Raw genomic sequence first — 20,695 nt, 5'->3', positions numbered from 1 at the left:
CGATTTTCCTGGAGGAAAGGGGTACTGTCCGCGGCCGGCGTTACCGGCCCTGAAGAGACCCCAACGCGTCGATTTCCCATCCCGCCTCGTCGTTGGCCGCGGCCGCGAGCCGCAGCGCTTCATGCGACGTCAGGCCGATGAGCACGCGGCCGCCGAATTCGGCGGGCTCCTCAATGGCCGTATCAAACACCGTCCAGCGGTCGGTCGGGTCCTGTAAAGCGACGAATCTCATCCGAGACTCAATCCATGAAGAGCCTCTAATATAGAAGGCGTTTCATGCCGATCCTGTGATCTGGCCCACATATCTCCGATTACGTCGATTCGGTGCCGAACGACAAATCCGCACCGTGCGCTCGGGCAGCACCGAAGGCCTCGCCGCCGTCACTGCCCCGCCTGGTCGGCGTCGGTCAGCGTGCTGAGGAAAGCGACGATGTCGTCGATCTCGGCATCGGTGAGCGCCGGCTTGTCGCCTGGCTTCCTGTCGTTGAAGGGCGGGTCGGTATTGAGGTTTCCCCAGTAAGCCTTTGGCAGGTCGTCGAATTTGTTCACCGTGCCGTCGGCGTTCTTTGGATACCAGCGGCCGGGATCGGTGTCGCGGCTGGCGTAGAAGGCCACCGCCTCGCGCAGCGTGTGGAAGCGGCCATTGTGGAAGAAGCTTTTGCGCTGCGCGACGTTGCGCAGCGTCGGCGTCTTGAACAGGCCGCAATATTCGGAACGGCCTTTGAAGTCGGTGCGTAGCGGACCGCATAGGCCGAGGTCGAAATAGGCGGGATCGGCATTGGCCGGGATCGCCGGGTTGCGCGGCACGGCGATGGCGATCAGGCCGTAATCGGTGAATTGCGGCGGCTCGCCGTCGTTGGCGGGCTCGCTCAGATGGCAGCTTGCGCAATTGCCCTTGGCCTCGTCCTCGAACAGCGCGCGGCCGCGAAGCTCCTGTGCGGTCAAGCTCGCCTTGCCGGCGAGAAAGGCGTCGTAGCGGCTGGAATAGGGATAGAAATCGACGCTGCTCTGCTCGAAGGTGCCGAGCGCCTCGACCGCGGCGTCGAAGGCATCTTGCGGATGGTCGAACACATCGGCGCCGAACGCCGCCTTGAAGGCGTCGGCGTAGGGGACCTTGCGCAGCGCCGCGACCACGGCCCCTTCGTCCTTGTTCGCCATCTCGAAGGGCGAGAGCAACGGTATCCTCGCCTGGTCTTTGCCGTGGTCGGCGCGGCCGTCCCGGGTCAGCCCGCCGGTCGGGCCGTTGTCGACGCTCTCGTCGCCTTCGTCCTCGGAATCATAGAAATGCTCGGCGAAGGCGGGCGCCGCCTGCAGGTAGCGCAGCGACGGCACGGCGCGCAGGCCGGGCTGATCGAGCTTCGGGCCGCCCCGTTCGACTGGCGCGGCCGAGGCCGGGCCGAAGGCATGGTTGGGATCGTGGCAGGACGAGCAGGCCTGCTTGCCCGAGGCCGACAGCGAGGGATCGAAAAACATCTGCCGCCCGAGCGCCGTGAGCGCCTCGGCGCGCGCGAAAGCTTCGGCGCGCGATAGCGGGCCTGGATGGACGCCCCCAGGTCCCGCCGTATTCGCTGGCGCGGCGAAGCCGAATATCGATGCCGCTATGACGGCGATCGCCCGGCCTTTCCATCGTCCCATCGTCATCGGTGCCATCCTGAGTTCTGCCGGGAAGTAAGGTCGCAGTGCAAAGGAATGATGACCGGTCTTCGTGCTCACGAAACCGTGTATCGCAAGGGCTGGAAATGTCACAAAGGTGATAAGGCATCGAAGTAGCTGGGTCCATGCCAGTCCCTTGTTCCGACACATGCGTTGCTCCTCCAGCCATTCCTCAGCCACGAGGCATTGTCCCAATGATCCGGTCTTCTCTCTCCCTTTGCCTCGCCTCGACGGCGCTGGCATCGCTCACTGCTGCTGTCCATGCCGCTCCCCCCGGCTACGACAAGATCGACACCGTCGTCGTCATCTTCGCCGAGAACCGCAGCTTCGATAATCTCTATGGCGGCTTTCCCGGCGCCAATGGCCTGGCGAACGTCTCGGCCGAGCAGGCGCGCCAGCTCGACCGCGACGGCAAGCCGCTGGCCGAGCTGCCGCCCGCCTGGGGCGGCCTGACCGGCAAGGGCGTCACCCCCGCGGTGACGGAGGCTCAGACCGCGCATCTCGCCAATGCCAGCTTCGCCATCGACGATCCCAAGGGTTTCAACGAGAACATGGGCGTCATCACCCGCGACCTCTGGCACCGCTTCTACCAGGAGCAGATGCAGATCGACGGTGGCCGGAACGACAAGTTCGTCGCCTGGGCCGATTCCGGCTCACTCGTCATGGGCCACTATGACGGCTCTGGCCTGCCGATGTGGGCGGTGGGCAAGAAATACGTGCTTGCCGACAATTTCTTCCAGGGCGCCTTCGGCGGCTCCTTCCTCAACCACTTCATGCTCGCCTGCGCCTGCGTGCCGGTCTATCCCCATGCCGACACCAGCCCGGTCAAGGCCCAGATCGCCGTCGTCGAGCCCGACGGCGTGACGTTGAAACTGGCCGACAACTCGCCAGCCTCCGCGCTCGGCGGCGTGCCGAAATTCGTCAACGACGGTGCGATCACGCCGGACTTCCACGCCGTCAACACCATGCAGCCGCCGTACCAGCCGAGCGCCAACAAGCCGGCCGAGGGCGGCGACAAGGCGCTCGCCGATCCGGCGGCACCCACCACGCTGCCGCCGCAGAGCGAGATCACTATCGGAGATCTCCTGTCGCTGAAGGGTGTTTCCTGGGCCTGGTATTCCGGCGCCTGGCAGGCGGCGCTCGACGGCAGGAACGCCACCCCGGTGCCGAACTTCCAGTTCCACCACCAGCCGTTCAACTATTTCGCCGCCTATGCGCCCGGCACCGCCGCGCGCGCAGAGCATCTCAAGGACGGCGGCCTCGGTGGCACCGAGTTCATCAAGGCGATCGACGACGGCAAGCTGCCGGCCGTCACCTTCTACAAGCCGCAGGGCAACCTCAACGAGCATGGCGGCTATACCGACGTCGCCAGCGGCGACCAGCATCTCGCTGACCTCGTCGCGCATCTGGAGAAGAGCCCGCAATGGCAGCACATGCTGGTCGTCGTCACCTATGACGAGAATGGCGGCTTCTGGGACCATGTCGCGCCGCCCAGGGCCGACCGCTGGGGCCCGGGCAACCGCGTCCCGGCCTTCATCGTCTCGCCCTATGCCAGGATGGGCACGGTCGACCATACGCAATACGACACGACCTCGATCCTGCGCTTCATCACCGCCCGCTACGACCTGCCGGTGCTGCAAGGCATCGTCGCCCGCGACAAGGCGCTGGCCGCCAACGGCGAGCCGCCGATGGGGGATCTGACGGCGGCGCTCGATTTGGCGAAGTAGCGCATCTGAAGTCGAGTTTCCTCGCCCCCACGAAGTGGAGGAGAGGTGGCTCGGCGAAGCCGAGACGGAGAGGGGGAGCGCCCTATGAAGGCCCCCGCTCCGGCCGCTTCGCGGCTACCTCTCCCCTCGCTTTCGCGGGGCGAGGAACAGTCTTCCACGATTGCGCCGACGAATTCCCGTCCGCTATCTATGGCCATCAGATCGGACGAGGACATTCGATGAGCGAACTCAAAATCAGAACCCGCGCCACCGGCGCTTCCGCCGTTCTTCCACCAGGCGGCCTGCCGGTGGTGACGACGCCGACGGGCGGCACGGTCGATGTCGTGACTTCCGTCAGCGCGCCAGGCTTCAATCCGCTCGACCTGCTCTATGCCTCCTTGGCCGCCTGCATGGTGCTCAGCGCCCGCATCGCCGCGACCCGCCTCGGCGTCGCCGATCGGCTTGGCGAGGTGAAGGCGGATGTCAGCGGCGAGAAGGCGAAGGACGATCCCTCGCGAGTCGAGACGTTCACCATCAGGCTCACGATCGCCGGCGATCTCGGCGCGGCCGTCAAACAGCACATCGTCGAGGATGCCGAGGCGATCTGCACCGTCTCCAACACGCTGCGCAGCGCGCCGGTACTTCACGCGACGCTTGGGTAAGGGCGATGGCGCATCTCTCCCCGATCGACTACGCGACCGCTTCCGCCGAAATCCGCGCCGAGCATGACCGGGAGCTCGCGCTGCGCGGCCGCATGACCAATATGAAGCGCATCCTGCTGCGCTCGCCGGCGGCGCACCGCATCTATGCCGAATGGTTCACGCTGCGCGATCTGCTCAGGCCCACGCTCGACGTCCGCGCCATCTGGCTGCTCTCGATGGCGATCGCCGAGACGATGCAGGCCGAAATTCCCGTAACCTTCTTCCGCCGCGCGCTGATCGATTCCGGCCTCGATCCCGAGGTGATCGAGCCCACCGCCGACGAGGCGCTGCTGATAAAGTTCGGCAAGGCGGTCGCCGCCGATGCCAATGCCGTTCCGGATGAGATCTGGGCCGCGCTCAAGGCGCGCTACGACGACACGCTGCTGGTCAACCTCGTCGCCTTCGCCGGCATCATGGTGGCGACCTGCGTGTTCACCAATGCGGTGAAGGTGGATCTCGATCCGGAGCTGGAGAGGTATCGCCACAAGGACAGGGCCTAGGCTGCGATCCTTCGCGCCCGTCTGTCCTGCCGTCGTCTCCAGTGATCTCACACCCGCCTTGTCATGAAACGGGTGGTTCGCTCGCGCCGCTCGCCCCATCTATGGGACAAGCAAGCGATGGAGCAACCAATGACCATCCATTCTCTCAACACGAAGCGCGCCAGCCGGTCCGCCGAAGCGCGCGTCGAAGCGCAGGACTGGCCCGCGCTGGTGTCGGAGCTCAACACCCAAGGCTGCGCCGTCATGCCGGGGCTGCTGTCGGCCGAGGAATGCGCCGAGATAGCCGCGCTCTACACGCACGAAGAACATTTCCGTAGCCATGTGATCATGGCACGTCACGGTTTCGGCAAGGGCGAATACCGCTATTTCCGCTATCCGCTCCCCGATCTGATCGAAGGCCTGCGCACCGCCCTCTATCCGCGGATTGCCGGTGTAGCCAACGACTGGAACGAGAAGATGGGCGCAGCGTTGCGCTATCCCGCCGACCACGCCGCCTTCCTCAAGCGCTGCCATGACGAGGGGCAGACGAAGCCGACGCCGCTGCTGCTCCAATACGGCCCCGGCGATTTCAACTGCCTGCACCAGGATCTTTACGGTGCGCTCGCCTTTCCGCTGCAAGTGGCGATCCTGCTGTCGGAGCCGGGCGAGGATTTCACCGGCGGCGAATTCGTGCTGACCGAACAGCGCCCGCGCATGCAGAGCCGCGCCGAGGTGGTGCCGCTGAGAAGAGGCGACGCGGTGATCTTCGCCGTCCACAATCGGCCGGTGGAGGGCTCGCGGGGCTACTACCGCGTAAACCTGCGCCATGGGGTCAGCAGGTTGCGCTCGGGCCAGCGTCACACGGTGGGGATCATCTTCCACGACGCGAAGTAAGGTTAGGGGAGTAAGGGAGTAGGGGAGTAGGGGAGCAGGGAAGGGATGTGATCGCCGAAGCGGCGGATAAGGGGTTCCCTTATCCCGCGCATTCGCTTATTTGCCCTACTCCCCTACTCCCCTACTCCCCTACTCCCCTACGAGCCCATGATCCGTCTCGAAAACATCGGCAAGCAGAACGGCCGACAGATCGTCTTCGTCGAAGCCTCGGCCGCCTTGCAGAAGGGCGAGAAGGTCGGGCTCGTCGGCCCGAACGGCGCCGGCAAGACGACATTGTTCCGCATGATCATCGGTCAGGAGCAGCCCGACGAGGGCCAGGTCTCGGTCGATCGTGGCGTCACCATCGGCTATTTCAGCCAGGATGTCGGCGATATGGGGGGATTAAGCGCCGTGGCCGAAGTCATGGAAGGCGCCGGGCCGGTCAGCGCGGTCGCCGCCGAGATGCGCGAGCTGGAGCACGCCATGGGCGATCCCGACCGCGCCGACGAGATGGATCAGATCATTGAGCGCTACGGCGAGTTGCAGCACCGCTTCGAGGAGCTCGACGGCTATGCGCTCGACGGCCGGGCGCGCGAGGTGCTGGACGGCCTGGGCTTCTCGCAGGAGATGATGGACGGCGACGTCGCAAAGCTTTCCGGCGGCTGGAAGATGCGCGTCGCGCTCGCCCGCATCCTGCTCATGCGGCCCGACGTCATGCTGCTCGACGAGCCGAGCAACCACCTCGACCTCGAAAGCCTGATCTGGCTGGAGAAATTCCTCAAGGACTATGACGGCGCGCTGCTGATGACCTCGCACGACCGCGAGTTCATGAACCGCATCGTCTCGAAAGTGATCGAGATCGATGCCGGCGCGCTCACCTCCTATTCCGGCAACTACGAATTCTACCAGGAACAGCGGGCGCTGGCCGACAAGCAGCTGCAGGCGCAGTTCGAGCGCCAGCAGGCGATGCTGGCCAAGGAGATCGCCTTCATCGAGCGCTTCAAGGCGCGCGCCTCGCATGCCGCGCAGGTGCAGAGCCGGGTCAAGAAACTCGACAAGATCGACCGCGTCGAGCCGCCGAAGCGCCGCCAGACGGTAGCCTTCGAGTTCCAGCCGGCGCCGCGCTGCGGCGAGGACGTGGCGACGCTGAAAGGGATCCACAAGTCCTACGGCAGCCGCTCCATCTATTCAGGCCTCGACTTCCAGATCCGCCGCCGCGAACGCTGGTGCGTGATGGGCGTCAACGGCGCCGGCAAGTCGACGCTGCTGAAGCTGGTGGCCGGCGCCTCCGAGCCGGACGAGGGGACCGTCGCGCGCGGGCCAAGCGTCAAGATGGGCTATTTCGCCCAGCACGCCATGGAGCTGCTCGACCGCGAGCGCACCGTTTTCCAGACCCTTGAAGACAATTTCCCGCAGGCCGGCCAGGCGCCGCTGCGCGCGCTTGCCGGCTGCTTCGGCTTCTCAGGTGACGAGATCGAGAAGAAATGCCGCGTGCTCTCCGGCGGCGAGAAGGCCCGCCTGGTGATGGCGCTGATGCTCTTCGATCCGCCCAATCTTCTGGTGCTCGACGAGCCGACCAACCACCTCGACATGGCGACCAAGCAGATGCTGATCGAGGCGCTGGCGCAATATGAGGGCACGATGCTCTTCGTCTCGCACGACCGCCATTTCCTGGCGGCACTCTCCAACCGCGTGCTAGAGCTCACCCCCGATGGCATCCACACCTATGGCGGCGGTTATACGGAATATGTCGCCCGCACCGGCCAGGAAGCGCCGGGGCTGAGAGGGTAGGGGAGAGCAGATGTCGGCCCAAGGCGGGCACCGGCCCTTGGCCGGTTTGCGCGCCAGATCCAGACGTTCCGACATAGCGAAGTTTGACCGTGCGTTGCCCGCCAACCTTGACATTGCCGCGGCTCACCCATGCAGTCTGGTGGCGCTCGTCACGCACAAGTCGAGATTGCCGTTCTCCGAAATCCGTGAGATTCTTCTGAAAGCCGCACGAAAATAGAGCGTGCGAAAAACAACGCGCCCCGACCTTTTCGGCGGGCATCGAAGCGCATCACAGGTCGTGCCCCTGATTGTCGGTCGGGCTGCTTAACCCGCCAAGGAGGACGACAATGACCTTACGGCCGGACCCGACTTTCCACGCGACCGCCAAGCTCGCAATGCAGGCGCCAGTCGAAAACTTTGCCTACACTTTGATGTTGAGTGCGGACTTCTCTCAGCCTGATGGACTCGCAGTTGTTGACGTAAACCCGGAGTCGAAGGACTGCGGCAAGATCGTCCACAGCGTGACAATGCCGAACAAGGGCGACGAGTTTCACCACTTCGGCTGGAACGCTTGCTCTTCGGCCCTGTCGCCGCTGAACGGCCACCCGTTTCTTGAGCGCCGTTTTCTGATAATCCCCGGCATGAGATCTTCGCGCATCTACGTTGTGGACACCAAGGGCGGACCGACCAAGGCCAAGATCCACAAAATCATCGAGCCGGAAGAAGTATTTGCCAAGACCGGCTATTCCAGGCCTCATACGATTCACTGCGGCCCGGAAGGCATTTATGTCTCGACCCTTGGCGGCGGTGGCCCTGACGGCACCGACGGACCTCCCGGCATCTTTGTCATGGATTGCCAGACGTTCGACGTCATCGGGCGCTACGAGATCGATCGAGGGCCACAGAACAAGCAGTATGATTTCTGGTGGAACCTGCCGCGCGACTACATGGTGTCGAGCGAGTGGGCACTTCCACCCCAATTCGAGAACGGCATCGTCCCGGAAGATCTCCTGTCGAACAAATACGGACACCGGGTGCATTTCTGGAATCTGCGCGAACGCAGGAACGTGCAGACCATTGATCTGGGAGCCAACCACCAGATGGCCCTGGAAGTCCGCCCCGCGCATGACCCGGTAAAGGAATACGGTTTCATTGGAGTGGTCGTCGACACGACAAACCTCGAGGGATCGATCTGGACATGGTGGCGCGAGGACGGCAAGTTCCATTGCGAAAAGACGGCGACTATCCCGCCAGAGGCAGCCGCGAAGGATGACCTGCCTCCGCTCCTGCAGGGCTTCGAGGCGGTTCCGCCGCTGGTAAGCGACATAGACCTGTCGCTCGATGACCGCTTTCTCTACGCCTCCTGCTGGGGCACCGGCGAGATGCGCCAGTATGATGTGACCGATCCGATGAAGCCCAGGCTTGCAGGGTCCGTCCATATTGGCGGCATTGCGCGCAAGACCAAGCATCCCGGCGGCGGCGACTATCGGGGCGGACCGCAGATGGTCGAGATCAGCCGCGACGGCAAACGCGTCTACTGGACCAACTCCCTGTATTCGACCTGGGACGACCAGTTCTATACCGGGGGCATCCCGGCAGCGATGGTCAAGGCCGATGTCGGCGAGAACGGCGGGATCACCCTGGACAAGGACTTCTACGTCAAGTTCCCCGAGGGGTATCGCTCGCACCAGATTCGTCTGGAAGGCGGCGACTGCTCTACGGATTCATTCTGCTATCCGTCGGTGTAACCGACTTGCCCGGGCGGATGAGGCGATGAGCGAGTGGATGACGGCCGGCCTCTGGGTGGCCGTCATCGCCAGCGGCATCTATCACGGCGTCAACCCCGGCATGGGCTGGCCGTTGGCCGTCTCGGCCGGACTGTTAAACAGGCGCGCCGGCGAATTGTTCCGGGCGCTCGGCCTTTTGGCAACGGGACACTTTGTGGCAATGATTGGCATCCTGCTGCCTTTCGGCGCGATGCTGACGCTGATTGTCTGGGAACGACAGATTCGCATCGCTGCGGGGTTGATCGTGGTCGCAGCGGGGGTCTTTCTCCTGTTCAATCGGCGCCACCCGCGTGTTCTTGTCCGTATCCCGCCGGCGCAACTCGCCTTGTGGTCCTTTGCGGCCGCCACGGCGCATGGTGCTGGGCTGATGCTGGTGCCGATTTATCTGGGCCTGTGCCAAACCGGGGAACATGACGTTGGACACCAAGCGGCCGCCACGCTCGTGGCCGGTAATCTCATCACGGCCATTACCGTCTCCATGGCCCATACGGCCGCCATGATTGCAAGCGGCGGCGTTATCGCCATTGCCGTCTTTCGATGGCTCGGACCCAAGTTCATCTCACGAAGCTGGTTCAATCTCGACATTGTGTGGGCCGTAAGCCTGATCCTGGTGGGGGGAATTGGGATCGCGAGCCTCGGATTCGCTCGATGAGTTGTACGCATTTGGCGAAGTAATTCTCCCCTTTCCACGAATGTCGGAGAAGGGGCGGAAGCTGCCGTTCGCCAATGTCCATCCTGGCAAAAGCGGCGGAACGCAGTGCCCGGCTCTTTGCCGGTGTACGGCTTTGCATCCGTATCGATGCCAATCGGGATCAACCATTTCGCGCTTTCCAACCGCGTGCTCGAGCTGACGCCCGACGGCATCCACACCTATGGCGGCGGCTACGTGGAATATGTCGCCCGCACCGGCCAGGAAGCGCCGGGGCTGCGGGGGTAGGGCGGCGCCTCCCCACGCTGGATCGGCACCGGCGCCAATCACCCCTTCGCCAGGCCGCGATCGATCAGCCGGGCAAGCCGCGCCGAGAAGGCCCTGGCATCCGCCGGCTTGTCGCCGTCGAGCACGCGTGCCTCGTCGTAGAGCAGATGCGCGGCGTCTTCCTTGAAGGCCTGCTCGTCGTCGCCGAGCCTGGCCAGCGCCGCGACGCGCTCATGCCGCGGGTTGATCTCGAGGATCGGCTTCGCGGCCTTGTCCAACCGGCCGGCGGCGTTGAGCAGCCGCTCGAACTGGCGGTCGGGGCCATGCTCGGGCGCGACCAGGCAAACCGCGCTTTCGGTCAGGCGGTCCGAGGCCTTGACGTCCGAAACCTCGTCGCCGAGCGTCGCCTTCATGAAAGCCAGGAAGCCGTCGATTTCCGGCGTCGCCGTCGTCTCCGGCTTCGCTGTCGTGTCGAGCAGCGGGATCTCCGACAGCTCGGCGGCTCCCTGCGTCACCGACTTGAACGGCTTGCCGTCGAATTCCGGCGCCATCGTCGTCCAGAAACTATCGACCGGATCGGTCAAAAGTAGCACTTCGATGCCGCGTGCCCGAAAACCTTCGAGCTGCGGCGAGGCCTCGAGCCGGGCGCGGTCGTCACCAGCCATGAAGAAGATCGCCTTTTGCCCCTCCTTCATGGCGGCGACATAGTCGGCAAGGCCGCGCAAATCTTCGGCCGAAGCCGTCGAGCGGAAACGGGCGAGCTTCAGCAACTGTTCGCGTCGCTCGTAGTCCTCGTAGAGACCTTCCTTGAGCACGACGCCGAAATTCTCCCAGACCTTGGCGTAAGCCTCGGCATCGTTGTCGGCCAGCTTGGCGAGGTCACCGAGCACGCGATTGGTCACGCCCTTGCGGATCGCGGCGAGCAGCGGGCTTTCCTGGATCATCTCGCGCGAGACGTTGAGCGGCAGGTCGGCGGAATCGACCAGGCCGCGCACGAAGCGCAGGTAGCGCGGCAGGACGTCGGCGTCGTCGGTGATGAAGACGCGCCGCACATAGAGCTTCATGCGTTCCTTGCGGTCCTGGTCGAAGAGATCGAACGGACGCGATCCGGGCACGAAGGCGAGCACGCTGTATTCTTGCCGGCCCTCGGCGCGGAAGTGGATCGTGGTGGCCGGCTCGTCATATTGCCCGGCGACGCTGCGGTAGAAGTCGGTGTATTCCTCCGGCTTGATCTCGCTCTTTTGCCGAACCCACAGCGCCGTGCCGTCGGCGATGTCGCGCGGCTCGGCGCCCGGCTTCTCGACAAGCGCGATCGGCACCGGCACATGGCCCGACTGCGATTTCGCCAACCCCTCCAGCCGGTAAGGCGTCGTGTAGGAGGTCGCATCCTCCATCAGGTGCAACACGACGCGCGTGCCGCGCTTGGGTGCCGCCGCGAGCGGCACCGGCGCGATCTCGTAGGTGCCCTTGCCGTCCGACGACCAGCGCCAGGCTTCCTCGTTGCCGGCCTGCCGGCTGATTACGTCGACATGATCGGCCACCATGAAGGCGGAATAGAAGCCGACGCCGAACTGGCCGATGAGCGCGGAGTCTTCCGCCGCCTTGCCGGCTTCGACCCGCTCGATGAAGGCGCGCGTGCCGGAGCGGGCGATCGTGCCCAGCGCCTCTGCCATCTCGTCGCGGCTCATGCCGATGCCGTTATCCTCGACGCTGAGCTGCCTGTTGTCGGGATCGGCTGAAATTGTGATGCGTGGCCTGGCGTCCTCGCCCAGCAATTCGGGGAGGGTGATTGCCTCGAAGCGCAGTTTTTCGCAGGCGTCCGCCGCGTTGGAGATCAGCTCGCGCAGGAAGACATCCCGGTCCGAATAGACCGAATGCACCATCATATGCAGCAGCCGCGAGACGTCGGCCTCGAATGTCCTCGTTTCCGTCTTGATATCCGTCATCCAAACTTTCCCACGTCTTCTTGTTTGCCCGTCGCGCCGAAACGCGTCCGGGATCTCATCCTTGGATCATTTTAATTGCGCTGGCGGCGCCCGGCCGGGGCCGCCCTCGGTACGACAATATCGTGACGAGAGGCGAAGGCAACAAGAGGTGGGTTTGCGGGTCGATGGCGGGTGAAGCGACCGGCCCCCGCAAGGGCGAAAAGGCACTTACCGCGCTCGGCAGAGGTGACGCTGGCGGAACGTCGCGCAAGCCTCTGGAAAGCCGCGATAACCTTAATTTCTTCCTTCTTTTGGTCAGGCTTCCCGCGCGGAACGTAAAGGGATAAATTAGTAATTCGTTAAGTAAGACGGCGGGTGTGAGCGTAAGAGGTGTGCCGTTATGAATTTCAAATCCCTGATCAAGCGGGCCGAAGACGTAGACAAGGAATTTCAGGAGCTCCAGTCGGATCTGGCTGAGGCTTTCGAGGAATGTCTTTCGGCTGACGAACAGACGTCCTTGGAAGACGATGCGGTCGCCGCTGCGGCGGCAAGCGACGAGGATCCGCCGGGCGAGGCCCAGTCCGAGGCTTCGGCCTCGCGGCTGACGCCGCACACACAGACACGGTTGGCCGCTCTGGAAGCCGTTGCCGGGCTGTTCCGCGACGGACAGGGTCATCTGGAGGAGATCGGGGCGAGGCTGGCCGAGATCGCCACCGCGCATCAGATGACGCGCGAGATCCTGAACGTCCTGCATCGCGATGCGCTGCGCGCCAATGAGCTGGAGCTGGAGAACGCCGCGTTGAGCGCCGGACACAAGACCCTGGCGGAGCAACTGCTCGACGCCTCCAGGAAGCAGCGCGAACGCGACGGCGCGGCCGAGGCCTGGCAGCAGCGTGAGGCAAGCCTTGTCCAGGACCGCGAGTCGCTGCGCGAGGCGCTAGCGGCGGTGCGGCTCGAGCTGGTCGAGACGGGCAATGAGAGCGCCAGGCGCGAGGCGGAGTTCGGCGAGATCGTCAAGACGCTGACGGCCAAGACCGTCGAGGCCGACAAGCGTGCTGCCGAGAACAAGCTGCTGCGCGAAAAGCAGGTCGGCCTTTCGGTCGACCTTGAGCAGGCGCAAAAGCGCGAGGCGGAAGCCCGGCACAAGTTCGACGAGTTCGCGGCAACCCACGCCAACGAAAGCGCGCGAATTGCCGAGCTGATGGCCCAGATCGGCAATCACGAAAAGGAAGAGGCTCGGCTGCAGAAGTCGCTCGAGACGACGCAAGCCAAGCTTGCGGAGACAACCGAGGCGGCCAGCATCGCCGAAAGCGATGGCGCGTCGGAGCTGGCGCGGAGCCAGGCGGAGCTGCGCGGCTTGCGCGCCGAGATCCATGAGCTGCAATCACGGCTGGAGCAGGCCTCCAACGACAAGGCCGAAGCCGCTGCCGACACGATGAGGCTCAAGGCACGGTTGAACGATGCCGAGACCGAACGGCAGATCGCGGAGGAAAGGCTGGCCGTTCTCCGGAACGAGAGCGAAATCGACAAGAAGAACCTGTCGGTGATCAGCACCAACCTGTCGCAGCTTTCGCTGCAGCAGGCGTCCGAGCAGATCCAGCTCGATATCCAGAAGCAGGAATGCGAGGATCTGCGCGCCGAGATCGCGACGCTCAACGCCCGCATCAAGGAGCTGCTGCCTTACGAGCGGCTGCACAGGGTGACGGATGCGAGGGCGCGCAAGGACGTCGTGCCCGTGACCAACGGCATCATCGCGGAGGCCGCGCGCCCGACCGCCCGGCGCAACAGCCGGCGCAACATGCGCGCCAACGCAAGCTGAGATCGGGAAGCGCCTGCGTTACTGGCCGGCCATGTGGTCGGCCAGCTGCTGCGCCTCTGCGAGCAGCGCCGGGAAAGCCGCATCGCCGGGCAGCCGCTCGCTCATGCAGGCGCGATAATCGCCGTCGCCTTTTTCCCAGGCTGCGTTGGCGGCATCGTAGGCCTGCTGGTCCTTGAGGTCCGAGCTCTGATAGGTCTCCTGGAATTTCTGCGCCGTCGCGTCCGCCGCTGTCCAAAGCGCCTCGCAGGCCGCGATCTTCGGCACTGGCGGTGATGCGGGCGCCTCGGCGATGAGGACGCGGTCGCCCTTGACCACCGCGACGACGACCTGCTGGGCGTAGATCGGCCCGACGTCCTGTGTCCAGCCGCCGAGCCTGGCGACAACGATATCGGCGCCTTCGGGCTTCTTCAGCGCAAAGTCGAGCGTCTTCACGAATGCCGCGTCGGCGCCGATGGCCTGGGTGTAGAAGGCATCGAGCTTGAGCGCGTCGTCGATGCCGGTTGGCAGCTTGAGGCTCTCATCGTCCTCATCAGTCTTGGACTGCAGCCAGCGCTCCGCGAGCCCGCGCGTCGTCGCCACGATGCTCGGGCCCTCGTCGCTCTTGGCGTAGCGCAGCCCGTCGAGCATGCCGAAGCCGATATCGGAGGCACTTAGGCTTTCGAGGTTGATCTTGCCGGTTGCCGGAAAATCCTTGACGGAAGCGGGCCGAGAATGGCGGCAAGACGCTTTTCGAGATCGGCCTGCGCCTTGGTGTTCGCGGCATCGAGCGTTTCCACCTGAGTGTTCGAGCTCTCCAGCGCCGCGATGTCGGAAATCGCCTTGTCGCGCTGGGCGATATAGTCGTCCTCCGGCGAGGCCGCGAAAGCAGCAGTGCCCGCGAGCGCGAACAGAAGTGTTAAGACCAACCGCATGATATGACCCCCGCTCGGCGTTCCGCCCAAAGACATACGAACGTTTGAAGACAAGATTGGGCTAAAAAAAGACGGCAGGCGACGGCGACGAAGCTGCCGATCTCGCCACAAGGGCATTGATGATTGGCGAAGGGCTGCGTGAGGGCTGATCTCCCCCCACAAGGGGGGAGATCAGCCCTGTCACCCGTTGCGCTTCTCCACCTCGGCCTTCCGCAGCAAGAACCGCTGGATCTTGCCGCTCGGGGTTTTCGGCAGCTCGGTGACGAATTCGACCTCGCGCGGATAGGAATGGGCCGAAAGTCGCTTCTTCACATGCTGCGCAAGCTCTTCCGCAAGCGCGTCGCTGCCCTTATAGGCGGGCGCCAGCACCACGAAGGCCTTGACGATCTCGGTGCGCTGCGGATCGGGCACGCCGACCGCGGCCGCCTCGTTGACCGCCGGATGCTCGATCAGCGCGCTTTCCACATCGAACGGGCCGATGCGGTAGCCGGCCGAGGTGATGACGTCGTCGGCCCGGCCGATGAAGGAGACCGAGCCGTCCGGCTCGTATTCCACCGTGTCGCCGGTGCGGTAGTAGCCGCCGGCGATCGCCGGCGTCTCCGCCTGATGGTAGCCGTCGAACCAGCGCAGCGGCGATTTGGCGATATCGACCGCGAGCACGCCCGGCTGGTTGGGGCCGAGCTCGCGGCCCGCTTCGTCCAGCACCACCATGCGGTAGCCCGGCATGGCGAAGCCGGCCGAGCCCGCGCGCACGGTGTGTGCCAGACCATGGTGGTTGTTGACCATCATGCCGTTTTCGGTCTGGCCGTAATGGTCGTGGATTGGGGCGGCGAGGTGGGCGTCGAACCAGCGGATCACTTCCGGATTGAGCGGCTCGCCGGCGCTGCTCACCACCCGCAGCTTGCCCTTGACGCGGGCGGCCGCCTCGGGGCCTTCCGCCATCAGCAGGCGATAGGCGGTGGGTGAGCCGGCGAGGCTGGTGACGCCGAGACGCTCGATGATGTCGTAGGTGCTTCTAGCGTTGAAAGCGCCTTCGTAGAAGGTGGTGGCGATGCCAAGCTGGAGTGGCCCGGTGATGGCATAGTAGAGCCCATAGGCCCAGCCAGGGTCGGCGATATTCCAGAACACGTCGTCGGACCGAAGCCCGATCGCGTTGCGCATGTAGGCGCCGAAGGCGAGCAGGGCGTTGAGCGGCACCGGCACGCCCTTCGGGTGGCCGGTCGTGCCGGAGGTCGACATCATCATGAAGAGATCCGAGCCCTTGCGCATCACCGGTTCACAGTCGGGGGAGGTGGCGGCAAGCGCGGCGCGGAAATCGATGTCGCCGGCGGGTAAGGTCTCGCCGGGCCCGAGGATGGTCGCGACGCGCGGCGGGTTTTCCACCTCGTCGAGCTTGCCGCGGTTTGCCGGATTGGTCACCACCAGCTTTGCCTTGCTGTAGCTTAAGCGATGCTCGATCGCCTTCGGCCCGAAAGCGGTGAACAGCGGCTGGTAGACGGCGCCGACGCGCCAGGTGCCGAGGATCAGCGCCACCAGCTCGGGAATGCGCGGCAGCATGCCGGCAACGACATCGCCGGGACGAACACCCAGATCCTTCAGGAGATTGCCGACGCGGCCCGACATGTCGGCGAGATCATCAAAACTGTATTCGCGCAGCTCGTCATTGGCGGAGATCGCCCGCAGCGCCAGCCGGTTTTCGCCGGTATAGCGGCCGCAGCATTCGACATAGGCGTTGATGCCGCTCGCCGGATCGCCGTGGAGCCGGGCGATCTCGTCCTCGATGCGGAAGCGCCGCACGGCATCCTCGTGGCGCGGCAGCGTCGCTGACATTTCGGTCATGGCAATCCTCCCTTGGCCGCACGCCACCTCCCTATGGCATGGGCTGAGAGAGATTGCCCGAAAACCCGGCGCTGGTCGATTACGGCGAAAGTCGGGGAGAGGGGCGCGCTCGCAGGCTTTCGCCACGCTTCCGATAAAGGCTGATCGTCATGTCCTTGCCCGCCCCGGCGGGCGTCAGCATGAAGTAATCATAGGTCACGACCTCGCCACTTGGCCCAACCAGCCCCTTCGACCAGATCGGCGCTTCCTCGACACGCATCTCCGACCATTGCCGATCGAACTCCGGGCTCAGCGCCCTGAGCGGATCGAGCACGGCGCGGATGTCTGCAGCCGCCGCATAGCCGACCGTCGCCGCGCGAAATTGCGCGATGGCTGAGCGCGCCACCACCTCGCAGTCGGCGAACAGCGCCCGCCAGTCCGGATCGAGGAAGAGCCGCGTGAGCAGGTTGCGCTTCACCGGGTCCTCCCGGTCGAACCCGCCGAACAGCGCCGCCGCCTCGTCATTCCATGCCGCGAAATCCCAGGCGCGGTTCAGCGCGTAAGCCGGGTTGGGCGAGAGCGCGGTGAGCAGGTCAGCCATCCACGGATCGGGCGAGGGGCGTTCGGACCGGGAAGTCTCGGGCAGCCATTGCGGCTTCGCGAGTTTGAATAGATGCTCGCGCTCGACCGGCAAGAGCTTCAGCACGTCGGCCAGCGCGTGGAGCACCTGGGCGGACGGGTTGGCCTCGCGCCCTTGTTCCAGCCACGTGTACCAGGTGGCGCTGATGCCGGCGAGCAGTGCCACCTCCTCGCGCAGCAGGCCCGGGGCGCGCCGTCGGGTGCCGGGGCTGATGCCGTGCCGCGCCGGCTCGACGCCCTCGCGCATGGCGCGCAGAAAGCGACCGAGCTCCTTGCGTCTGTCCGCTTCAGCCGTCCGTTCCAGCATCCCGTACCTCGAAGGGGGTTAGCGGCGCTACCAGCAGCGCCGCTCATCTTGTACTACCTGACTACCAGTATAAATCCAGCGGCGCTTCTAACACCACACTGGTCGTACCCGACGCGGCCAACTGGACAAGGATCCAAAAATGAATGCGCTGAAAAAGATCAGGAACATCGATTACACCGTCATCTTCGCCCGCGACATGAAAGCGATGCGCGGCTTCTACGCGGACGTGATGGGCTTTCCCGTTCATTCGAGCCTCGGCGAGGGTTGGACCGCCTACCAGGTCGGCTCCTGCCTCCTGGCCCTGACAGAGCGCAGCGTGATGTTCAACGACGCGCCGACGCCGGCAGGCGCGCTTTCGCTGCAGCTTGCCTTTCGCGTCGCGCCAGCCGAGGTCGACCAATGCGCCGAGGCGCTGCGAGACAAGGGCGTCGCCATTGAGATGGAGGCGACCGACCAGCCCTGGGGCCACCGCACGTTGTTCTTCCGCGATCCGGATGGGAATGTGCTGGAGATCTATGCGGAGATTTAGGGATCAGGGCAGGCGCAGCCCTTGCGCTTCCATGTGCCGTTTCCAGCGGCTGCGCAGCTCTACCGGGCGGCAGCCGATGCGCTCGTCGAGGAAGGTGGCGGCGCTGATGCGGTCGGTGCGGAAATGGCGGAAATCCTGGCGCAGCTCGCACCAGGCTGCGAGCAGCCGCACCGTCTCGGCATAGCCGATCATCGTCGGCCAGATGACGCGTTCGCTCTCCTCGTCCTGCTCGTTGCGATAGCGGATGCGGATCTTGTGACCGTTGCGGATCGATGTCCGCGCCCGTGCGATGTCGAGCCCGTCCGTTAGGCTTGCGCGGCTGAGCGGCGCGCCGACGCTCGGCTGGCTGACGAAGGGGCGCAGGCGCTCCGGCACGACAGTGGCGATCTTGGCGATGAGGTCGCGCGCCGCATCCGCCAGCACCGCGTCGCCCTTGTCGGCTACCCATTGCGCGCCGAGCACCGCCGCCTCCAGCTCGTCCGGCGTCAGCATCAGTGGCGGCATATCGTAATCGCGGTCGAGCACATAGCCGAGGCCGGCTTCCCCCTGGATCGGCACACGCTGGCCGATGAGGTCGGCAATGTCGCGATAGACCGAACGGCGCGAGGTCTCGAGCTCCTCGGCGATCCGGCTGGCGGTGATCGGCTGGGTCGAGCGCCGCAGGATCTGGATGATCTGGAACAGTCTGTCGGCGCGGCGCAAGGCATGTCTCCTGTTGCCACTATGCTGGCAGCAGGCCTCGTCCACAAGTCGGACACGGCGCCGCAACGGGCGCCAGCATCTGATGGAGAAGATTCATGAATTTCGTTTCGACCCGCATCATCACCGCCGATGTCAGGCGGCTGGTCGACTTCTATGAGGAGGCGACCGGTTCCAAGCTCACGCTTTACACCGAGGATTTCGCCGAACTGATCACAAAGGCCGGCACGCTCGCCATCGGCAGCACGCGCACGCTGCAGCTCTTCGGCGGCGACCACGTCGCTCGGCCGGCAGCCAATCAAACAGCCATCATCGAGTTCCGCGTCGCAGATGTCGATGCCGAGTACCGGCGGCTCGCCGATCGCATCGCTGGCTCATTGGTGCAGGCGCCGACCACCATGCCGTGGGGCAACCGCTCGCTGCTGTTCCGCGATCCCGACGGCAATCTCGTCAATTTCTTCACACCGGTGACCGCCGGGGCGATCCGGAAGTTCGAGAGGTGACGGGGATTGGCCCGGCCGGCGCTGCCCTGTATTGTCGCGAGGTCAATGCGGAGAGGGGAGGCGCAAGCATGCGGCTTGATCGGAATCTCTGTCATTTGAGGATCTTGGCCTTCATCGGCGTTATCGGGCTTTGGAACCAGGCGGCATCTGCGGATCCAATCTCGCCCGAGCGGATGTCGACGGCCCTGTCGAAGCTCGAGGCGCTGGCGCAGGGCGCCGTCGCGGACGGTGCCGTGCCCGGTCTCGCCATCGCGGTCGTTCACGACGACGAGGTTGTCTTCCTGAAAGGGTTCGGTCATCGCGAGGCCGGCAAGCCGGAGGCTGTCGACCCCGACACGGTGTTCCAGATCGCGTCCCTCTCCAAGCCGGTCTCCGCCACGGTCGTGGCGGTGCTGGTCAGCGACGGGGTCGTGTCCTGGGATTCCAGGATCGCCGATCTCGATCCAGGCTTCCGGCTCGCCGACCCCTATCTCACCAGCCAACTGACGGTGCGCGATCTCTTCGCGCATCGCAGCGGGCTTCCGGGCACCGCCGGCGACGACCTCGAGGACATCGGCTACGATCGCGCCACGATCCTGCATCGCCTGCGCTTCGTGCCGCCGTCATCGAGCTTTCGCGCCGGCTACTCCTACAGCAATTTCGGCCTGACCGAAGGCGCCGTCGCGGCCGCCATGCCGACGGGAAAGTCCTGGGAGGAGGTCGCCGAGGAGAAGCTTTACCGTCCGCTCGGCATGGCCTCGACCAGCTCGCGTCTCGCGGATTTCGTCATGCACGCCGATCGCGCAGCACTTCACGTCAGGGTCGACGGCGCCTGGGCGGCCCGGATCAAGCGCGATCCGGACGCGCAGTCGCCCGCGGGCGGCGTCAGCTCCACCGCCCGCGATCTCTCGCAATGGGTGCGCCTGGTGCTGGGCGACGGCGTCTATGCCGGCAAGCCGCTGATCGCGGCCGATGCGCTCGCCCAGACGCATGTGCCGCTGATGACGCGCGGCAAGAACCCGGTCTCGGGCGGCGAATCCTTCTACGGGCTCGGCTGGAACGTCGAATTCGGCCGCCATGGCTTGAGCTGGGGTCATGCCGGCGCCTTCAGCGTCGGCGCGCGCACGCTGGTGACGGTCTTCCCCGAGCAGAAGCTCGGCATCGTCGTCCTCGCCAACGCTTTTCCGACCGGGGTGCCGGAGGGACTGTCCGACAGCTTTGCCGACCTCGTCTTCGACGGTTCGGTCGACAAGGATTGGATCGGGGCGTGGGATGGGATCTACGCAGGCATGTTCGGTCCGGTGGTCGAGGCGGCCAAAGCCGCCTATGCTAAGCCGCCGTCGCCGGCAAGGCCGGCGGCGCCGGCCGGCGCCTATGCCGGGCGCTACGCCAACGCCTTCATCGGCGAAACGGTCGTGTCGGGCGCGGGTGACGGCCTCGTGCTCAAGCTAGGCCCGGCCGGCGCGCGGTCCTATTCATTGAAGCACTTCGATGGAGACATTTTCCTGACCTTCCCTGATGCCGAGACGCCGGACCGGCCGGCGGGCGTGAACTTTGTCGTCGGCCCGGACGGCAAGGCGTCGGCCGTGACGATCGATTTTCTCGACGACAACCATATGGGCACGCTGCGGCGGGTGGGGGACTAACTCAGCATACTGCCTGCGCCGGCTTGGCCTGCACT

General features: G+C 65.0%; 20 protein-coding genes. 12 read left to right on the top strand and 8 right to left on the bottom strand.

From position 1 onward, the window contains the following. Positions 1–40 precede the first annotated feature (40 nt). Positions 41–232 (bottom strand): hypothetical protein, encoded by a 192-nt coding sequence (locus EJ067_RS04340; RefSeq protein ID WP_126084832.1) that lies wholly within the window; start codon positions 230–232, stop codon positions 41–43. A 149-nt stretch (positions 233–381) separates the two neighbouring features. Continuing rightward, on the bottom strand, positions 382–1,641 hold the full coding sequence (locus EJ067_RS04335; RefSeq protein ID WP_245468166.1) for a cytochrome-c peroxidase: 1,260 nt from the start codon (positions 1,639–1,641) through the stop codon (positions 382–384). A gap of 206 nt (positions 1,642–1,847) precedes the next feature. On the opposite strand from EJ067_RS04335, the gene EJ067_RS04330 reads away from it, so the two are divergent. The 8 genes from EJ067_RS04330 to EJ067_RS34420 all read left to right on the top strand — a co-directional run bounded on the left by EJ067_RS04330 (position 1,848) and on the right by EJ067_RS34420 (position 9,906). Beyond that, positions 1,848–3,380: an acid phosphatase gene (locus EJ067_RS04330; protein WP_126084830.1), complete on the top strand. Its 1,533-nt coding sequence runs from the start codon at positions 1,848–1,850 to the stop codon at positions 3,378–3,380. A gap of 218 nt (positions 3,381–3,598) precedes the next feature. After that, on the top strand, positions 3,599–4,021 hold the full coding sequence (locus EJ067_RS04325; RefSeq protein WP_126084829.1) for an OsmC family protein: 423 nt from the start codon (positions 3,599–3,601) through the stop codon (positions 4,019–4,021). Positions 4,022–4,026: 5 nt separating this feature from the next. Next, positions 4,027–4,560: a hypothetical protein gene (locus EJ067_RS04320; protein WP_126084828.1), complete on the top strand. Its 534-nt coding sequence runs from the start codon at positions 4,027–4,029 to the stop codon at positions 4,558–4,560. 129 nt (positions 4,561–4,689) lie between these two features. Further along, entirely contained in the window at positions 4,690–5,433 is a 744-nt protein-coding gene (locus tag EJ067_RS04315) for a 2OG-Fe(II) oxygenase (protein WP_126084827.1), read from the top strand. A 147-nt stretch (positions 5,434–5,580) separates the two neighbouring features. Next, positions 5,581–7,203 (top strand): ABC-F family ATP-binding cassette domain-containing protein, encoded by a 1,623-nt coding sequence (locus EJ067_RS04310; protein ID WP_126084826.1) that lies wholly within the window; start codon positions 5,581–5,583, stop codon positions 7,201–7,203. A 326-nt stretch (positions 7,204–7,529) separates the two neighbouring features. Further along, positions 7,530–8,930, top strand: a complete 1,401-nt coding sequence (locus EJ067_RS04305; protein ID WP_126084825.1) for a selenium-binding protein SBP56-related protein — start codon at positions 7,530–7,532, stop codon at positions 8,928–8,930. 25 nt (positions 8,931–8,955) lie between these two features. Further along, complete coding sequence (locus EJ067_RS04300; RefSeq protein WP_126084824.1) at positions 8,956–9,621, top strand: hypothetical protein; 666 nt, start codon at positions 8,956–8,958, stop codon at positions 9,619–9,621. Between the two features lie 147 nt (positions 9,622–9,768). Next, complete coding sequence (locus EJ067_RS34420; RefSeq protein ID WP_189510871.1) at positions 9,769–9,906, top strand: hypothetical protein; 138 nt, start codon at positions 9,769–9,771, stop codon at positions 9,904–9,906. 38 nt (positions 9,907–9,944) lie between these two features. On the opposite strand, the gene htpG is transcribed toward EJ067_RS34420, so the two are convergent. Beyond that, positions 9,945–11,831: a molecular chaperone HtpG gene (gene htpG / locus EJ067_RS04295; RefSeq protein WP_126084823.1), complete on the bottom strand. Its 1,887-nt coding sequence runs from the start codon at positions 11,829–11,831 to the stop codon at positions 9,945–9,947. A 379-nt stretch (positions 11,832–12,210) separates the two neighbouring features. Between htpG and EJ067_RS04290 the strand changes: the two genes are divergently transcribed. Continuing rightward, positions 12,211–13,629, top strand: a complete 1,419-nt coding sequence (locus EJ067_RS04290; RefSeq protein ID WP_126084822.1) for a hypothetical protein — start codon at positions 12,211–12,213, stop codon at positions 13,627–13,629. 18 nt (positions 13,630–13,647) lie between these two features. On the opposite strand, the gene EJ067_RS04285 is transcribed toward EJ067_RS04290, so the two are convergent. From EJ067_RS04285 to EJ067_RS04275, 4 genes are all read right to left on the bottom strand, one after another. Beyond that, positions 13,648–14,256 carry a hypothetical protein gene (locus EJ067_RS04285; protein WP_245468165.1) on the bottom strand — a complete coding sequence of 203 codons (609 nt, stop codon included), beginning with the start codon at positions 14,254–14,256 and terminating at the stop codon, positions 13,648–13,650. Positions 14,257–14,279: 23 nt separating this feature from the next. After that, entirely contained in the window at positions 14,280–14,540 is a 261-nt protein-coding gene (locus EJ067_RS35085; protein ID WP_245468164.1) for a hypothetical protein, read from the bottom strand. A gap of 180 nt (positions 14,541–14,720) precedes the next feature. Beyond that, complete coding sequence (locus EJ067_RS04280; RefSeq protein WP_126084821.1) at positions 14,721–16,379, bottom strand: acyl-CoA synthetase; 1,659 nt, start codon at positions 16,377–16,379, stop codon at positions 14,721–14,723. Between the two features lie 79 nt (positions 16,380–16,458). Beyond that, positions 16,459–17,304, bottom strand: coding sequence for a helix-turn-helix transcriptional regulator (locus EJ067_RS04275; protein WP_126084820.1), 846 nt, complete (start codon positions 17,302–17,304; stop codon positions 16,459–16,461). 139 nt (positions 17,305–17,443) lie between these two features. Between EJ067_RS04275 and EJ067_RS04270 the strand changes: the two genes are divergently transcribed. Continuing rightward, positions 17,444–17,833 carry a VOC family protein gene (locus EJ067_RS04270; protein ID WP_126084819.1) on the top strand — a complete coding sequence of 130 codons (390 nt, stop codon included), beginning with the start codon at positions 17,444–17,446 and terminating at the stop codon, positions 17,831–17,833. A gap of 3 nt (positions 17,834–17,836) precedes the next feature. Here EJ067_RS04270 and EJ067_RS04265 read toward each other — a convergent pair whose 3' ends face one another. Beyond that, the gene (locus EJ067_RS04265) at positions 17,837–18,535 is read right to left on the bottom strand and encodes a YafY family protein (protein ID WP_126084818.1); all 699 of its coding nucleotides are present in this window, start codon (positions 18,533–18,535) and stop codon (positions 17,837–17,839) included. A gap of 95 nt (positions 18,536–18,630) precedes the next feature. Between EJ067_RS04265 and EJ067_RS04260 the strand changes: the two genes are divergently transcribed. After that, a complete protein-coding gene (locus tag EJ067_RS04260; protein ID WP_126084817.1) occupies positions 18,631–19,035 on the top strand; it encodes a VOC family protein in 405 nt (134 codons plus the stop codon). Between the two features lie 68 nt (positions 19,036–19,103). Further along, complete coding sequence (locus tag EJ067_RS04255) at positions 19,104–20,660, top strand: serine hydrolase (RefSeq protein ID WP_126084816.1); 1,557 nt, start codon at positions 19,104–19,106, stop codon at positions 20,658–20,660. Positions 20,661–20,695 lie beyond the last annotated feature (35 nt).

Origin of the sequence: Mesorhizobium sp. M1D.F.Ca.ET.043.01.1.1 (genome assembly GCF_003952385.1) — a bacterium.
In the GTDB taxonomy this organism is placed as follows: Bacteria; Pseudomonadota; Alphaproteobacteria; order Rhizobiales; family Rhizobiaceae; genus Mesorhizobium.
This window is presented reverse-complemented; position numbering and strand designations above follow the sequence as displayed.

Excerpts from the sequence above, each read along its gene's own strand:
- EJ067_RS04340 (WP_126084832.1), bottom strand. The coding sequence starts at position 232 with ATGAGATTCGTCGCTTTACAGGACCCGACCGACCGCTGGACGGTGTTT.
- EJ067_RS04335 (WP_245468166.1), bottom strand. The coding sequence starts at position 1,641 with ATGACGATGGGACGATGGAAAGGCCGGGCGATCGCCGTCATAGCGGCA.
- EJ067_RS04330 (WP_126084830.1), top strand. The coding sequence starts at position 1,848 with ATGATCCGGTCTTCTCTCTCCCTTTGCCTCGCCTCGACGGCGCTGGCA.
- EJ067_RS04325 (WP_126084829.1), top strand. The coding sequence starts at position 3,599 with ATGAGCGAACTCAAAATCAGAACCCGCGCCACCGGCGCTTCCGCCGTT.
- EJ067_RS04320 (WP_126084828.1), top strand. The coding sequence starts at position 4,027 with ATGGCGCATCTCTCCCCGATCGACTACGCGACCGCTTCCGCCGAAATC.
- EJ067_RS04315 (WP_126084827.1), top strand. The coding sequence starts at position 4,690 with ATGACCATCCATTCTCTCAACACGAAGCGCGCCAGCCGGTCCGCCGAA.
- EJ067_RS04310 (WP_126084826.1), top strand. The coding sequence starts at position 5,581 with ATGATCCGTCTCGAAAACATCGGCAAGCAGAACGGCCGACAGATCGTC.
- EJ067_RS04305 (WP_126084825.1), top strand. The coding sequence starts at position 7,530 with ATGACCTTACGGCCGGACCCGACTTTCCACGCGACCGCCAAGCTCGCA.
- EJ067_RS04300 (WP_126084824.1), top strand. The coding sequence starts at position 8,956 with ATGAGCGAGTGGATGACGGCCGGCCTCTGGGTGGCCGTCATCGCCAGC.
- EJ067_RS34420 (WP_189510871.1), top strand. The coding sequence starts at position 9,769 with ATGCCAATCGGGATCAACCATTTCGCGCTTTCCAACCGCGTGCTCGAG.
- htpG (WP_126084823.1), bottom strand. The coding sequence starts at position 11,831 with ATGACGGATATCAAGACGGAAACGAGGACATTCGAGGCCGACGTCTCG.
- EJ067_RS04290 (WP_126084822.1), top strand. The coding sequence starts at position 12,211 with ATGAATTTCAAATCCCTGATCAAGCGGGCCGAAGACGTAGACAAGGAA.
- EJ067_RS04285 (WP_245468165.1), bottom strand. The coding sequence starts at position 14,256 with ATGCTCGACGGGCTGCGCTACGCCAAGAGCGACGAGGGCCCGAGCATC.
- EJ067_RS35085 (WP_245468164.1), bottom strand. The coding sequence starts at position 14,540 with ATGCGGTTGGTCTTAACACTTCTGTTCGCGCTCGCGGGCACTGCTGCT.
- EJ067_RS04280 (WP_126084821.1), bottom strand. The coding sequence starts at position 16,379 with ATGACCGAAATGTCAGCGACGCTGCCGCGCCACGAGGATGCCGTGCGG.
- EJ067_RS04275 (WP_126084820.1), bottom strand. The coding sequence starts at position 17,304 with ATGCTGGAACGGACGGCTGAAGCGGACAGACGCAAGGAGCTCGGTCGC.
- EJ067_RS04270 (WP_126084819.1), top strand. The coding sequence starts at position 17,444 with ATGAATGCGCTGAAAAAGATCAGGAACATCGATTACACCGTCATCTTC.
- EJ067_RS04260 (WP_126084817.1), top strand. The coding sequence starts at position 18,631 with ATGAATTTCGTTTCGACCCGCATCATCACCGCCGATGTCAGGCGGCTG.
- EJ067_RS04255 (WP_126084816.1), top strand. The coding sequence starts at position 19,104 with ATGCGGCTTGATCGGAATCTCTGTCATTTGAGGATCTTGGCCTTCATC.